Annotated in this window: 10 protein-coding genes, 6 tRNA genes and 3 rRNA genes; 17 read left to right on the top strand and 2 right to left on the bottom strand. The window is 40.0% G+C overall.

The features are described 5' to 3' along the window. Nucleotides 1-9 precede the first annotated feature (9 nt). Entirely contained in the window at nt 10-345 is a 336-nt protein-coding gene (locus ACFCT9_RS06230) for a heme oxygenase (protein ID WP_412521540.1), read from the bottom strand. A gap of 144 nt (nt 346-489) precedes the next feature. Here ACFCT9_RS06230 and ACFCT9_RS06225 point away from each other — a divergent pair, with 144 nt between their 5' ends. Continuing rightward, nucleotides 490-1,581: a low temperature requirement protein A gene (locus ACFCT9_RS06225; protein ID WP_412521539.1), complete on the top strand. Its 1,092-nt coding sequence runs from the start codon at nt 490-492 to the stop codon at nt 1,579-1,581. Between the two features lie 111 nt (nt 1,582-1,692). Here ACFCT9_RS06225 and ACFCT9_RS06220 read toward each other — a convergent pair whose 3' ends face one another. Continuing rightward, nucleotides 1,693-1,953, bottom strand: a complete 261-nt coding sequence (locus tag ACFCT9_RS06220) for a hypothetical protein (RefSeq protein WP_412521538.1) — start codon at nt 1,951-1,953, stop codon at nt 1,693-1,695. 189 nt (nt 1,954-2,142) lie between these two features. On the opposite strand from ACFCT9_RS06220, the gene ACFCT9_RS06215 reads away from it, so the two are divergent. From ACFCT9_RS06215 to ACFCT9_RS06140, 16 genes are all read left to right on the top strand, one after another. Beyond that, nucleotides 2,143-2,658, top strand: coding sequence for a metal-dependent hydrolase (locus ACFCT9_RS06215; protein ID WP_412521537.1), 516 nt, complete (start codon nt 2,143-2,145; stop codon nt 2,656-2,658). A 195-nt stretch (nt 2,659-2,853) separates the two neighbouring features. Then, nucleotides 2,854-4,047 carry a UTP--glucose-1-phosphate uridylyltransferase gene (locus ACFCT9_RS06210; protein ID WP_412521536.1) on the top strand — a complete coding sequence of 398 codons (1,194 nt, stop codon included), beginning with the start codon at nt 2,854-2,856 and terminating at the stop codon, nt 4,045-4,047. A 20-nt stretch (nt 4,048-4,067) separates the two neighbouring features. Continuing rightward, on the top strand, nt 4,068-4,751 hold the full coding sequence (gene trhA, locus ACFCT9_RS06205) for a PAQR family membrane homeostasis protein TrhA (protein ID WP_412521535.1): 684 nt from the start codon (nt 4,068-4,070) through the stop codon (nt 4,749-4,751). Between the two features lie 83 nt (nt 4,752-4,834). After that, entirely contained in the window at nt 4,835-6,172 is a 1,338-nt protein-coding gene (sdrM, locus tag ACFCT9_RS06200; protein WP_412521534.1) for a multidrug efflux MFS transporter SdrM, read from the top strand. A 103-nt stretch (nt 6,173-6,275) separates the two neighbouring features. Then, nucleotides 6,276-6,734 (top strand): SepA family multidrug efflux transporter, encoded by a 459-nt coding sequence (locus ACFCT9_RS06195; RefSeq protein WP_412521533.1) that lies wholly within the window; start codon nt 6,276-6,278, stop codon nt 6,732-6,734. Nucleotides 6,735-6,816: 82 nt separating this feature from the next. After that, nucleotides 6,817-8,274, top strand: a complete 1,458-nt coding sequence (locus tag ACFCT9_RS06190) for an MDR family MFS transporter (RefSeq protein ID WP_412521532.1) — start codon at nt 6,817-6,819, stop codon at nt 8,272-8,274. A gap of 174 nt (nt 8,275-8,448) precedes the next feature. Beyond that, a complete protein-coding gene (locus ACFCT9_RS06185; protein WP_412521531.1) occupies nt 8,449-9,522 on the top strand; it encodes a P-loop NTPase in 1,074 nt (357 codons plus the stop codon). 428 nt (nt 9,523-9,950) lie between these two features. After that, nucleotides 9,951-11,502 (top strand): 16S ribosomal RNA (locus tag ACFCT9_RS06180). 245 nt (nt 11,503-11,747) lie between these two features. Continuing rightward, nucleotides 11,748-14,671 (top strand): 23S ribosomal RNA (locus ACFCT9_RS06175). A gap of 71 nt (nt 14,672-14,742) precedes the next feature. Next, nucleotides 14,743-14,857: ribosomal RNA gene (gene rrf / locus ACFCT9_RS06170) — 5S ribosomal RNA — on the top strand. The 16S, 23S and 5S rRNA genes sit together here with 6 tRNA genes alongside, the layout of an rRNA operon. A 13-nt stretch (nt 14,858-14,870) precedes the next feature. Beyond that, nucleotides 14,871-14,945 (top strand) — tRNA-Asn (locus ACFCT9_RS06165). A 1-nt stretch (nt 14,946) separates the two neighbouring features. After that, nucleotides 14,947-15,018, top strand: a tRNA-Glu gene (locus ACFCT9_RS06160). A gap of 9 nt (nt 15,019-15,027) precedes the next feature. Continuing rightward, nucleotides 15,028-15,103, top strand: a tRNA-Val gene (locus ACFCT9_RS06155). Nucleotides 15,104-15,123: 20 nt separating this feature from the next. Then, nucleotides 15,124-15,207 (top strand) — tRNA-Tyr (locus ACFCT9_RS06150). A gap of 7 nt (nt 15,208-15,214) precedes the next feature. Further along, nucleotides 15,215-15,289: transfer RNA gene (locus ACFCT9_RS06145), tRNA-Gln, on the top strand. Between the two features lie 3 nt (nt 15,290-15,292). Next, a tRNA-Lys gene (locus tag ACFCT9_RS06140) sits at nt 15,293-15,365 on the top strand. The last annotated feature ends 169 nt before the right edge of the window (nt 15,366-15,534 follow it).

Here is a 15,534-nt window from a genome sequence, read left to right as displayed (position 1 = left end):
CTTTCTATACTAATCTAATGTGCCTAATGATGATAAAACACGAGACTTCACGACAGTATTACCGATGATAGGTGATTTTGATGATTCATCAGAATCTGATGACTTAGGGCGTTGATGTGCTTGTTTGAAAGCATCGCTATTTTTCCAGTTCTCAAAATCTTCTTTAGTTTCCCACCATGTCATAACATGCATAAATTCAGTATCCTTTTCATCATCTTCTACTAATGTAACTTCAACGCGATGAAAACCTGGCATTTCTTCTAAGTGTGGATTTGATGTGAAACGGCCAGCCATTTTTTCTGCAAAGCCTTTCTTCAATTCGATTTGGTTTGTGACTATATACAAGACTATCATCCTTTCAAATGCATTGTTAGTTATCTTTACCCTAATTGGTGGATGTTCATTATACAAAATCGTCAGTGTTTGAATGATAAAACATGTGGTACGATATTAAAGATAATAGCATCTTAATTAATAGGAGAAGAGTGAATGAAGAAAAAAGAAGTCAGTATGGCCGAACTGTTTTTTGATTTGGTCTTTGTATATGTACTTTCGACGATTAATATCACTGTGGAACATATTTCTAGCTCATTAGTCGATTTAGAAAGTCTAGGCAAAAATTTTATGTTGTTTTTAGTGTTTTTCTCAATATGGATTTATCATACATTGCTGGTCAATCGCTTCTTTGAACAGAAATGGTACCAATATGTCTTTTTGTTTATAGATATGTTTTTAATCCTGTATTTGTCAAAAGCTATTAATGGTAATTTCCAAGAAACATTTGTTGCGTTTGCCTCGACAACGACAGTTATTTTTATCAGCATTATTATTCAATACATTATGAGTTATAAATTTGTGGAGCATTCCATTAATGCGCGATTCTTAAAAGTATATGTATCAGGTCTTGGATTAACTGTAATATTTTCAGTTGTCGGTTTATTGTTACCGAAAGGGATTAATTTTTGGGTCTATTTTATCGGTATTGTTATTTCAGCGACTTTCCCAGCATTCTTTGCGCGCGCTTCTAAAGAGAATCCAGTTATCTTTAAGCATCTAACTGAGCGCCTAAGTTTATTTATGATTTTGTTGTTTGGTGAAGGCATTGTTCAAATTGTCAATAATATGGAACTCTCACAATTTAAAGCCTTAGATGTTGTATATTTCTTAATGGTAATCAGTTTGTTTGTGATTTATACATTTCACTACAAAGGAAGTTTGGATCAAGAGAAAGATGAAGCAACAGGCTTTTTAACGATGTTCTTGCATTTGTTTATTATCTATTCCGCAAACTTTATTTTCTTGATTATGAACAAAGGGTTGTCAGAACATCCTTTAAGTTTCGCAGAAGGTATCGGTTATACTATCGCATTTTGTGTGTTCTTATTTGGCGTTTTCTTCGATACCATTTTACACCGCAATATCACCAAGAAAAAAGGTCTGTATATTGGCATTATTGTAGTTACAACAGTGATCGGCTTCATTATTCCAAATATCCACTTGATTACAATCATTCAGATTATCGGTATTATTGTGTTATGTAGTATGTATTATATTGAAAACAGGGATATCTTAAAAGAGTAAGTCAGATGTTTATGAACATAAAATAACCTTCCACTTCAAAGAGAGAAGCGGAAGGTTATTTATATATCTTCATTCATTTATTTAGTGAGTTCATTATATATCTTCATTCATTTATTTAGTGAGTTCATTATAGACTTTCTTGTCGTTGAAAGTGAAGATGATGTATTCGTGATCATCAGTATCAATAATAACGCGGTTAGTTTTACCAAATGTAGAACCAATACGAGATACCTCTCTGCCATCTTCTTCTGGAACTGCATGGATATCTTGGTCTTCTCTTACGTTTTTAATGTCTGCAGTTGGGATTTTGATGTCTGCTACTCTCCATTGGATACGAACTTCGTCATTATTTTTCTTTACTGTCATTGCCATTATGGAACACATCCTTTAATTATTTTTGTAGTGCTATCATACACTATTCAGAAACCGTTTTCAAGTAATGTGAGATACTTTTTTGTCAATGTGTCATACTAATTGAAAAAGCGAACATACAGTCCGAAAATATGTTCGTGTTTATTAAGAAATTGTGATAAAATAAAACAACTAGAAAGGAGTATAGAGATGACAGGGAAAACACACTTATCATGCGGGTTTCTCATTGGAACACTTGCGATTAATTATTATCATCCCGATTTATTCACTTCTATTACCGCTGTAGTCTTAGCAGGGGCTGGAAGCTTATTGCCTGATATTTGTCATGCACAAAGTAAAATCGGGAGACGTTTTAAGTTTTTAAGCTTAATTGTTCGTCTTTTGTTCGGTCACCGAACATTCACACATTCTATTTTATTTACGCTGCTTGTGGCGTTGCTGTTATCTACTATACATACACCTCCCGTATATATGACAGCAATTATCGGCGGAATGATATCTCATATTATTTTAGATATGCTGACGCCGAGAGGTGTTAAGTTATTATATCCATTTCCATTATCTGTTAAACTGCCGATGCAGTTTAAAACGGGAGGTATGGTGGATTTATCACTGGCCACTGCATTTACTTTTGGCGGGACATATGTTATATTCCGCGAAGTCATCAATCAATGGTTCATGCACTGGTTTCATTTGAATATATGAAAAGTTATACGATAAGATAAAGTCGTCACAATTAAAGAAAATTTTTAGAACCTCTGCTTGTTTTCAAAGTGGAGGTTCAAGCTTGAAGGATTGATTTGTGATATAATTCAAGAATATTGAAGGGTTTATGTTGGCCGATTACATATTTAAAGACAGAACCCTTTGTAATCGCGGAGAAACTTAAGGAGAGGTATCATGTTAGATAAGAATAAATTAGAGAAATTCAATCAGCAACATTTATTAGAATTGGAGAAATTGATGAGTTCCAATGAAAAAGAAAATATTGCTTCTAAATTAGAATCATTAGACTTATCTGCAATTTTAGATTTATATGAATCACTTTATGTAGAGCAATCTCAAAATAAAACAGAAGAAGTATCTGAAGCGTCTGAAGTAAAGTATAAGGTACGTAAAGATTACTCAACAGAAGAATTAAATGACTTTTATGCTCAAGGGATCGATGCGATTAAGAAGGGTGAATTTGCGGTTGTTTTAATGGCAGGCGGACAAGGTACACGTCTTGGTTATGACGGTCCGAAAGGTTCATTTGAAATTGAAGGTGTCAGCTTGTTTGAGTTACAAGCTAGACAACTCATAAATTTAGAAAAAGAAACTGGACGTTCGATTGACTGGTACATTATGACAAGCGATATCAATGATGAAGCAACACAAGCATTCTTTAAAGAACAAAACTATTTTGGTTATAACCCTGACTATATCCATTTCTTCAAACAAGATAATATCGTTGCATTAAATGAAAAAGGCGAAATTGTCTTAACTGAAAATGCTGAAGTAATGGAAACGCCAAACGGAAATGGCGGCGTATTTAAAGCATTAGAGGCTTACGGCTATCTTGATAAGATGGAAGAAGACGGTGTGAAGTACATCTTTATGAATAATATTGATAATGTATTGGCACGTGTATTGGATCCAGTTTTCGCAGGCTTTACTGCACAAGCTAATCGTGATATCAGCACGAAATCTATTCAACCGAAACAAGGTGAAAGTGTTGGACGTCTAGTGAATATCGATTGTAAAGATGGCGTTCTTGAATATTCAGAGCTTGGAGAATCAAATGTTGATGCATTCCACAATGCGAATATCGGTATTCATGCATTCAAGTTGGCTTTTATCAAATCATCAGTAAATCGTGAGCTGCCGTATCATTTAGCAATTAAACAATTGAATCAATTAGACGAAGATTTCAATGTGGTCAAAGCACCGGCATTGAAATTTGAATTGTTCTATTTTGATATCTTTAAATACGCGACAAGTTTTATTACATTGCAAGTTCCTAGAGAAGAAGAGTTTTCACCATTAAAAAATCGTGAAGGCAAAGATAGCGTAGAAACTGCAACAAAAGATTTAAAACGCTTAAATCTTATTTAACTGCAAAGGTGGAGTCCTCGTTGAAACAGACTTCAAAAACACAAGGTGAACATGGTCTCAATCGTTTTAAAGATATTATTCCTTTATCATTCGGTGAAGAAATTGGTAATGCAGTCTCGCATGGGGCAGCAGCTTTTATAACGTTAATGGTGCTGCCTTATGCGGCAGTACATAGTTATATTCATAATGGTACGATGGCATCGGTTAGTGTTTCGGTATATGTAATCAGTATTTTCTTGATGCTGATTTCATCAACCATCTATCATGTCATGCAAAATAATTCACCGCATAAGTACATTATGCGTATTATCGATCACAGTATGATTTATATCGCAATTTCAGGGACGTATACACCGGTCTCATTAGTCGTAGTCGGTGGTTGGTTCGGCTGGATAATTATGATCTTGCTGTGGGGCATTACGATTTGGGGTATTTTGTATAAAGCAATTGCTGAAAATGTTAACCCGAAACTTAGTTTGTTTATGTATTTAATCATGGGTTGGGTTGGCATTTTGTATTTGCCGATTATTTGGAGAGAAGCATCTTGGCAATTTATGTTGTTCATCTTGCTTGGCGGTATCGCATATACAATAGGTGCATGGTTTTATGCACAAAAGAATCGACCGTATTTTCATATGATTTGGCATATCTTTATTGTTATCGCATCGGTATGTCATTTCATCGGTATTTTATATTTTATGTAGGGGGAGAGGCTGAGGCTTTGGTTTTAGAAAAGTCTTGACCTCTTTCTTATTTGAGAAAAAGAAAGAGGTGTCATAAAGTGAAAATGGATTTGAAGTCCATCGGTGTAGTAACAGCATTGATTTTAATTATGTTTATGGCAGCTATTGAAACATCTATCATTTCTTTAGCTTTGCCGACAATAAAAACAGATTTGAACGTGACTAGTGCAATTTCATTGGTGTTCTCAATTTACTTTATTGCTTTAGTGATTGTGAACCCGTTAGTCGGAGAATTGTTATCACGTTTTAAATTAATACATGTGACTATTGCAGGGTTATTATTATTCAGTGTCGGTAGTTTGATGTCTGGATTAAGCAGTACGTTTGCGTTACTTATTATCTCTCGTTTTATCCAAGGTTTAGGCTCAGGTGTCATGATGGTATTGAGTCAAATCGTACCGAAACTCGCTTTTGAAATTCCGTTACGCTATAAAATAATGGGGATTGTCGGTAGTGTGTGGGGGATTTCCAGTATTATCGGTCCATTATTAGGTGGTGCGATTTTAGAACTTGCGACATGGCACTGGTTATTTTTTATTAATATCCCGATTGCTGTCATTGCAGGTATCTTAGCATTTATGACTTTTAAATTTGATGAAGAACCTGCTTCAAGTGGTGAAGCCTTTGATCAAAAAGGTCTATTCTACTTCTATTTAGTACTTATCTTTGTATTAGGTGCTATTACGACACCGTTATCATTGTGGGTAAAAGGTATTATGATTCTTATCGGCATAGTCTTTGCTTATCGTCTATTTAAAGTTGAGAAGCAAGTAGCAACGCCATTTCTTCCATTGGAAGAATTCAATCGCCGCATTACCATTATTTTTATTACAGATTTCATTTATGCGATGATTTTAATGGGTTATAACTTATATATGCCAATCTACTTGCAAGAAGAAATTGGATTATCTCCGCTACAAAGTGGATTTGTCGTATTCCCAATTTCAGCGGCATGGTTATTAATCAACTTCAATTTACATAGTATTGAAGCAAGATTAACACGAAAAGCATTGTACTTAGTGGCATTCACTTCGTTATTATTATGCAGTTTAATTGTTTTTGTGACACATGCAGCACCAATTCTTTTAGCCGCAACATTGATGTTGGCAGGCGCTAGTTTCGGGATTGTGTATACGAAGGATAGTGTGATTGTACAAGAGGAAACGTCGCCGAAAGAGATGAAGCGGATGATGTCGTTTTATTCTCTTTCTAAAAACTTAGGTAATTCTATCGGTTCTACAATTATGGGCGGCATGTATGCGATGCCGTTTGTGATAGGCGGTGCACGCATTTTAAACAACGTTGTTCTGATCATTGTATTTATCATCATGCTGTTTGCACTATGGATCGTATTCTATCGAAACCATTCTTATAATGAATAATTTAGTATCCCGCGAAATTGCGGGATATTTTTAATTTTTAGCAGATTTCGGTATGTGTTATTATACGAGTGTATAAAGAATGTGCGAAAGGAGTGAGGAAGACTTGAAATTCAATATATTCAATTTAATCTCTACATTGATTGTACTCTTAGTGTTTGTGATTTCTGGCGCGATTTTCCTCACACTTTTAGGTTTCGTATTATTTGGCTTAAGTCGTTTGCTTATTTTTTGGCATCTAGGGTATTTCGGATATAACAAAGGTTTCTATCAAAACTTACTGTATTACGGCAGCTATATTGTATTAGGTTACTTCACCATGTTTTTAGTGGAATATCTGATGGATTACTTTAAAAAGAAGTTACCGCAAAGTCCATATTTTCATGGTGAAATCTTTCATTTAATTTCATACTCTGTGACAACGATTATGTTCTATTTTGTAGTCCATATTCATTATAGTTATATCAACATTGATTTTTGGGTCATCATGTTGATTATGGCTTTCTTCTATGTATGTAAAGAAGTCTTTTATCCTGATAGTGAGGACTTAAATAGAAATAAGTGACCTGCATGAGCAATTAGTTTGCTTTGCTAACTATTTTTGGTGCATTATATTATGGTAAGTTTTTAAAGGAGTGTTAATATCTATGCCAGAGCAGGCTACTATTTCTAAGCAAAAAAGAAATTTGATTGTAACAGTTATGATTACGAGCGCATTCATTGCGATTTTAAACCAAACGCTGCTCAATACTGCATTGCCTGCAATCATGCGTAGTTTCAATATTGGAGAAAATACATCTCAATGGTTAGTAACAGGTTTCATGTTAGTGAACGGTGTTATGATTCCTTTAACTGCCTTCTTAATGGATAAAATTAAAACTAGACCACTCTACTTAGCTTCGATGGGAATATTTTTAATTGGTACCATATTAGCGGCAATTGCCCCAAACTTCGCTGTTTTAATGACAGCGCGTGTTATCCAAGCGATGGGTGCCGGTATTATTATGCCGCTGATGCAATTCACTTTATTTACACTTTTCCCGAAAAATGAACGCGGCTTTGCGATGGGATTAGCGGGGCTCGTTATTTCCTTCGCACCAGCAATCGGACCGACAGTATCAGGTCTGATTATTGATATTTCAAGTTGGCGTACGCCATTTATCGCAGTAGCTGTAATAGCATTAATCGGCTACATCTTCGGAGCAATCAGTATTAAAAGTTACAATGAACCTAAAGACATTACTTTAGATATGAAATCCGTGATTTATTCAACAATTGGATTTGGTATGATGCTCTTAGCATTTAGTAGTGCAGGTTCTTCAGGCTTTAATAGCTGGATGTTCTATGTGCCGTTTATTGTCAGTCTATTGGTGATTTGGGTCTTTGTGAAACGTCAATTAACAATTGAAAATCCAATCTTGAACTTGCGTGTCTTTAAGAATAAGACATTTACGCTTTCAGCAATTTGTTCAATGATCGTCATGACTTCAATGATTGGTCCAGCACTATTAATTCCAATCTTCGTACAAAATGCGATGGGCTTATCAGCATTCTTATCAGGTATCGTGATTTTACCAGGTGCGATTGTGAATGGCGTTATGTCTATCTATACTGGAAAATTTTATGATAAATATGGTGTGAGACCTCTTGTCATTATCGGTTTTACAATGTTGACCGTCTTTACAGCTGTACTAGCATTCTTAAAAGTAGATACACCATTTTGGTATCTTGTATTAATTTATGCTTTAAGAATGTTCTCAGTCTCATTACTTGCGATGCCGCTGAATACAGCAGGTGTGAATGCATTGCCGAATAAAGATATTTCTCATGGCACGGCAATTATGAACTTCGCACGTATGATGGCTTCTTCCATCGGTACGGCCATAATGGTTGCTTTAATGACGATAGGGACTAAAACCTTTGCACCGGCACCGCATGAAGTAGCTTCGAAAGAATTGTTAAAACGCGAAGCGATTGCACGTGGTGTAGACTTATCATTCGGTGTAGTGACCGTCCTTGTATTAATTGGATTCATTATTGGTTTATTCATTAGAGACAGAATTAAAGGTGAAACAAAACGACAAATGAATGCACGTAAAATTTAAAACTGAATCAAACTTTATCATAAAACCAGTAAAGCAATGCATAGATTGTTTTACTGGTTTTTATTTAGGTTTTATACAAAACGTTAACCACTTCGGATTATTCGTTACCACTTATACATTAAGTTTGTTAAAATAATAAGAGTAAACATTAATTTATATTTGGGGTGACGTACATTGTTAACAGTTGAACAAGTCAACGAACTAGTGGGAAATCTGAAAGATCCAATTCTAGATGTACCATTTAAAGATACAGGTGGTATTGTCAATATCACGATTAAAGAAGAAATTGAACATGTTAGTGTCAAAATTGCGATGGCAAAATTAGGTGGGAAACCTCAATTAGATGTGCAAATGGCAATTGTTGAAACATTAAAAGAAAACGGAGCAAACACAGTAGGTATCCGTTTTGAAGAATTAGATCCTGAAACTGTAGCTAAATTTACAGGTGATGATCCAGCTGAAGAACAACCGCAAACAATTGAAGGATTGCTTTCAAAAAATAATCCGGTTGAGTTTATTGCGATTGCATCTGGTAAAGGCGGCGTAGGGAAATCTACTGTAGCTGTTAACCTTGCTGTAGCATTAGCACGTGAAGGTAAAAAAGTTGGATTAATTGACGCTGATATCTATGGTTTCAGTGTGCCAGACATGATGGGCATTGATACTAAACCAGGTATTGAAGGCAAAACAGTTAAACCAGTTGAACGTCATGGTGTTAAAGTAATGTCTATGGCATTCTTCGTTGAAGAGAATGCACCAGTTATCTGGCGTGGACCAATGTTAGGTAAAATGTTGACGAACTTCTTCACAGATGTGAAGTGGGGAGATCTTGATTACTTATTATTAGATTTACCTCCTGGAACAGGTGATGTAGCATTAGACGTACATACAATGTTGCCATCAAGTAAAGAAATCATCGTTACAACACCACATCCGACTGCAGCGTTTGTAGCTGCACGTGCAGGCGCTATGGCTAAACACACTGAACACTCTATTTTAGGTGTCATTGAAAATATGTCTTATTTCGAAAGTAAAGAAACTGGAAATAAAGAATATATCTTCGGTAAAGACGGCGGTAAAAAATTAGCTGATGAACTGAATTCAGAACTATTAGGACAATTACCATTAGCGCAACCCACATGGGATCCGAAAGATTTTGCGCCTTCAATCTATCAACCTGATGATCAACTCGGTGAAATTTATCAACAAATCGCGCAAAAAGTTATCACTAAAACAATGAAGAAATAAGAAATGCTAATAAAACGCAGGTTTTTTTAAAAAATCTGCGTTTTTCTCTTGCGTTTTTCTGAAATCCTGTTAGAATATATTTTTGTGAGCGAGAAAAACAAGTGAAAAGCACTTAAAAAAACCTGAAAAAAGTTATTGACTTAACGCATTGAAGGTGCTATGATAATAAAGTCGCTGAAAAAAACAGCACGTTATCAAGAGTGTAAAACTTACTCTTGCAAGAATGAAAAAAACATTTTAAAATTGTAAAAGTAATGTTAATTAAATGTTGACTTCGAAAACGAGAAGCGCTACAATAAATAACGTTACTGAAAAAATGAACATTGAAAACTGAATGACAATATGTCAACGTTAATTCCAAATTAATAAACGTCTTAAGACGTTTAAAAAACAATTAGTTTTTATGAGCTAGTCAAACATCATAAATTATTATGGAGAGTTTGATCCTGGCTCAGGATGAACGCTGGCGGCGTGCCTAATACATGCAAGTCGAGCGAACAGATAAGGAGCTTGCTCCTTTGACGTTAGCGGCGGACGGGTGAGTAACACGTGGGTAACCTACCTATAAGACTGGGATAACTCCGGGAAACCGGGGCTAATACCGGATAACACATAAAACCGCATGGTTTTATGATGAAAGACGGTTTTGCTGTCACTTATAGATGGACCCGCGGCGTATTAGCTAGTTGGTAAGGTAACGGCTTACCAAGGCAACGATACGTAGCCGACCTGAGAGGGTGATCGGCCACACTGGAACTGAGACACGGTCCAGACTCCTACGGGAGGCAGCAGTAGGGAATCTTCCGCAATGGGCGAAAGCCTGACGGAGCAACGCCGCGTGAGTGATGAAGGTCTTCGGATCGTAAAACTCTGTTATTAGGGAAGAACAAGGATGTAAGTAACTGTGCATCCCTTGACGGTACCTAATCAGAAAGCCACGGCTAACTACGTGCCAGCAGCCGCGGTAATACGTAGGTGGCAAGCGTTATCCGGAATTATTGGGCGTAAAGCGCGCGTAGGCGGTTTTTTAAGTCTGATGTGAAAGCCCACGGCTCAACCGTGGAGGGTCATTGGAAACTGGAAAACTTGAGTGCAGAAGAGGAAAGTGGAATTCCATGTGTAGCGGTGAAATGCGCAGAGATATGGAGGAACACCAGTGGCGAAGGCGACTTTCTGGTCTGCAACTGACGCTGATGTGCGAAAGCGTGGGGATCAAACAGGATTAGATACCCTGGTAGTCCACGCCGTAAACGATGAGTGCTAAGTGTTAGGGGGTTTCCGCCCCTTAGTGCTGCAGCTAACGCATTAAGCACTCCGCCTGGGGAGTACGGCCGCAAGGCTGAAACTCAAAGGAATTGACGGGGACCCGCACAAGCGGTGGAGCATGTGGTTTAATTCGAAGCAACGCGAAGAACCTTACCAAATCTTGACATCCTTTGATAACTCTAGAGATAGAGCTTTCCCCTTCGGGGGACAAAGTGACAGGTGGTGCATGGTTGTCGTCAGCTCGTGTCGTGAGATGTTGGGTTAAGTCCCGCAACGAGCGCAACCCTTAAGCTTAGTTGCCAGCATTAAGTTGGGCACTCTAAGTTGACTGCCGGTGACAAACCGGAGGAAGGTGGGGATGACGTCAAATCATCATGCCCCTTATGATTTGGGCTACACACGTGCTACAATGGACGGTACAAAGGGCAGCGAACCCGCGAGGTCAAGCAAATCCCATAAAGCCGTTCTCAGTTCGGATTGTAGTCTGCAACTCGACTACATGAAGCTGGAATCGCTAGTAATCGTAGATCAGCATGCTACGGTGAATACGTTCCCGGGTCTTGTACACACCGCCCGTCACACCACGAGAGTTTGTAACACCCGAAGCCGGTGGAGTAACCTTTTAGGAACTAGCCGTCGAAGGTGGGACAAATGATTGGGGTGAAGTCGTAACAAGGTAGCCGTATCGGAAGGTGCGGCTGGATCACCTCCTTTCTAAGGATATATTCGGAACAGTTTCGTAGGAAACTGAAACGGAATAACGTGACATATTGTATTCAGTTTTGAATGTTTATTTGAAACATTCAAAGATTGTACATTGAAAACTAGATAAGTAAGTAAAAAATAGATTTTACCAAGCAAAACCGAGTGAATTAGAGTTTTAAAAGCTTTATTCATTTAAATGAATCGCTAGTAATCAATTGCCGATGGCAAACGATTACTCACAATATTAATAACGTGATTAAGTTATTAAGGGCGCACGGTGGATGCCTTGGCACTAGAAGCCGATGAAGGACGTTACTAACGACGATATGCTTTGGGTAGCTGTAAGTAAGCGTTGATCCAGAGATTTCCGAATGGGGGAACCCAGCACAAGTTATGTTGTGTTATCGACATGTGAATACATAGCATGTCAGAAGGCAGACGCGGAGAACTGAAACATCTTAGTACCCGCAGGAAGAGAAAGAAAAATCGATTCCCTGAGTAGCGGCGAGCGAAACGGGAAGAGCCCAAACCAATGAGCTTGCTCATTGGGGTTGTAGGACACTCTATACGGAGTTACAAAGGAATAAATTAGACGAATCACCTGGAAAGTTGAACCAGAGAAGGTAAAAGTCCTGTAGTCGAAAGTTTATTCTCTCTTGAGTGGATCCTGAGTACGACGGAGCACGTGAAATTCCGTCGGAATCTGGGAGGACCATCTCCCAAGGCTAAATACTCTCTAGTGACCGATAGTGAACCAGTACCGTGAGGGAAAGGTGAAAAGTACCCCGGAAGGGGAGTGAAAGAGAACTTGAAACCGTGTGCTTACAAGTAGTCAGAGCCCGTTAATGGGTGATGGCGTGCCTTTTGTAGAATGAACCGGCGAGTTACGATCTGATGCAAGGTTAAGCAGCAAATGTGGAGCCGCAGCGAAAGCGAGTCTGAATAGGGCGTTGAGTATTTGGTCGTAGACCCGAAACCAGGTGATCTACCCTTGGTCAGGTTGAAGTTCAGGTAACACTGAATGGAGGACCGAACCGACTTACGTTGAAAAGTGAGCGGATGAACTGAGGGTAGCGGAGAAATTCCAATCGAACCTGGAGATAGCTGGTTCTCTCCGAAATAGCTTTAGGGCTAGCCTCAAGTGATGATTGTTGGAGGTAGAGCACTGTTTGGACGAGGGGCCCCTCTCGGGTTACCGAATTCAGACAAACTCCGAATGCCAATCAATTTAACTTGGGAGTCAGAACGTGGGTGATAAGGTCCATGTTCGAAAGGGAAACAGCCCAGACCACCAGCTAAGGTCCCAAAATATATGTTAAGTGGCAAAGGATGTGGTATTGCCCAGACAACTAGGATGTTGGCTTAGAAGCAGCCATCATTTAAAGAGTGCGTAATAGCTCACTAGTCGAGTGACACTGCGCCGAAAATGTACCGGGGCTAAACATATTACCGAAGCTGTGGATTGTCCGTAGGACAATGGTAGGAGAGCGTTCTAAGTGCGTCGAAGCATGATCGCAAGGACATGTGGAGCGCTTAGAAGTGAGAATGCCGGTGTGAGTAGCGAAAGATGGGTGAGAATCCCATCCACCGATTGACTAAGGTTTCCAGAGGAAGGCTCGTCCGCTCTGGGTTAGTCGGGTCCTAAGCCGAGGCCGACAGGCGTAGGCGATGGATAACAGGTTGATATTCCTGTACCACCATTTATCGTTTTAAGCGATGGGGGGACACAGTAGGATAGGCGAAGCGTGCTGTTGGAGTGCACGTCTAAGCAGTGAGACTGAATGGTAGGCAAATCCGCCATTCTTAAGGTTGAGCTGTGATGGGGAGAGGAAACATGTTTTCCTCGAGTCGTTGATTTCACACTGTCGAGAAAAGCCTCTAGCTAGATAACTGGTGCCCGTACCGCAAACCGACACAGGTAGTCAAGATGAGAATTCTAAGGTGAGCGAGAGAACTCTCGTTAAGGAACTCGGCAAAATGACCCCGTAACTTCGGGAGAAGGGGTGCTCTTTAGGGTTCACGCTCTGAAGAGCCGCAGTGAATAGGCCCAAGCGACTGTTTATCAAAAACACAGGTCTCTGCTAAACCGTAAGGTGATGTATAGGGGCTGACGCCTGCCCGGTGCTGGAAGGTTAAGAGGAGTGGTTAGCTTCTGCGAAGCTACGAATCGAAGCCCCAGTAAACGGCGGCCGTAACTATAACGGTCCTAAGGTAGCGAAATTCCTTGTCGGGTAAGTTCCGACCCGCACGAAAGGCGTAACGATTTGGGCACTGTCTCAACGAGAGACTCGGTGAAATCATAGTACCTGTGAAGATGCAGGTTACCCGCGACAGGACGGAAAGACCCCGTGGAGCTTTACTGTAGCCTGATATTGAAATTCGGCACAGCTTGTACAGGATAGGTAGGAGCCTTAGAAACGTGAGCGCTAGCTTACGTGGAGGCGCTGGTGGGATACTACCCTAGCTGTGTTGGATTTCTAACCCGCACCATTGATCATGGTGGGAGACAGTGTCAGGCGGGCAGTTTGACTGGGGCGGTCGCCTCCTAAAGTGTAACGGAGGCGCTCAAAGGTTCCCTCAGAATGGTTGGAAATCATTCATAGAGTGTAAAGGCATAAGGGAGCTTGACTGCGAGACCTACAAGTCGAGCAGGGTCGAAAGACGGACTTAGTGATCCGGTGGTTCCGCATGGAAGGGCCATCGCTCAACGGATAAAAGCTACCCCGGGGATAACAGGCTTATCTCCCCCAAGAGTTCACATCGACGGGGAGGTTTGGCACCTCGATGTCGGCTCATCGCATCCTGGGGCTGTAGTCGGTCCCAAGGGTTGGGCTGTTCGCCCATTAAAGCGGTACGCGAGCTGGGTTCAGAACGTCGTGAGACAGTTCGGTCCCTATCCGTCGTGGGCGTAGGAAATTTGAGAGGAGCTGTCCTTAGTACGAGAGGACCGGGATGGACATACCTCTGGTGTACCAGTTGTCGTGCCAACGGCATAGCTGGGTAGCTATGTATGGACGGGATAAGTGCTGAAAGCATCTAAGCATGAAGCCCCCCTCAAGATGAGATTTCCCAACTTCGGTTATAAGATCCCTCAAAGATGATGAGGTTAATAGGTTCGGGGTGGAAGCATAGCGATATGTGGAGCTGACGAATACTAATCGATCGAAGACTTAATCAAATTTCAAGTTTTGATTGGTCGAATTGAAATTTACTTACTATCTAGTTTTGAATGTATAATACATTCCATTGTCTGGCGACAATGGCAAAGAGGTCACACCTGTTCCCATGCCGAACACAGAAGTTAAGCTCTTTAGCGCCGATGGTAGTCGGACTTACGTTCCGCAAGAGTAGGACGTTGCCAGGCAATTAAATATTATTCCACAGTAGCTCAGTGGTAGAGCTATCGGCTGTTAACCGATCGGTCGTAGGTTCGAGTCCTACCTGTGGAGCCATGGCTCCTTGGTCAAGCGGTTAAGACACCGCCCTTTCACGGCGGTAACACGGGTTCGAGTCCCGTAGGAGTCATTACATATTGGAGAATTAGCTCAGCTGGGAGAGCATCTGCCTTACAAGCAGAGGGTCGGCGGTTCGAACCCGTCATTCTCCACCATTTAGAATTAAATATTTGTCGGAGGGGTAGCGAAGTGGCTAAACGCGGCGGACTGTAAATCCGCTCCTTCGGGTTCGGCAGTTCGAATCTGCCCCCCTCCACCATCTTTAATGGGCTATAGCCAAGCGGTAAGGCAACGGACTTTGACTCCGTCACTCACTGGTTCGAATCCAGTTAGCCCAGCCATTAGAGCCATTAGCTCAGTTGGTAGAGCATCTGACTTTTAATCAGAGGGTCAGAGGTTCGAATCCTCTATGGCTCACTATTGCACCCTTTTCAAAAGGGTGCTTTTTTTATTATGATTTTTTTCTTTACTATAGAATGGGAATATATAATTCAGGTTTGTATGTATTTTTATTCTAAGGTAAAGGGGGATGTATGCTATAATTTAAATGTATGAACGCTGTATATGAATCTATATAACAGCATTC

Source organism: Staphylococcus simulans (assembly GCF_047037175.1).
In the GTDB taxonomy this organism is placed as follows: Bacteria; Bacillota; Bacilli; order Staphylococcales; family Staphylococcaceae; genus Staphylococcus; species Staphylococcus simulans_C.
The sequence above is the reverse complement of the archived record's forward strand: the minus strand, read 5'-3'. Positions and strand labels throughout refer to the sequence as shown.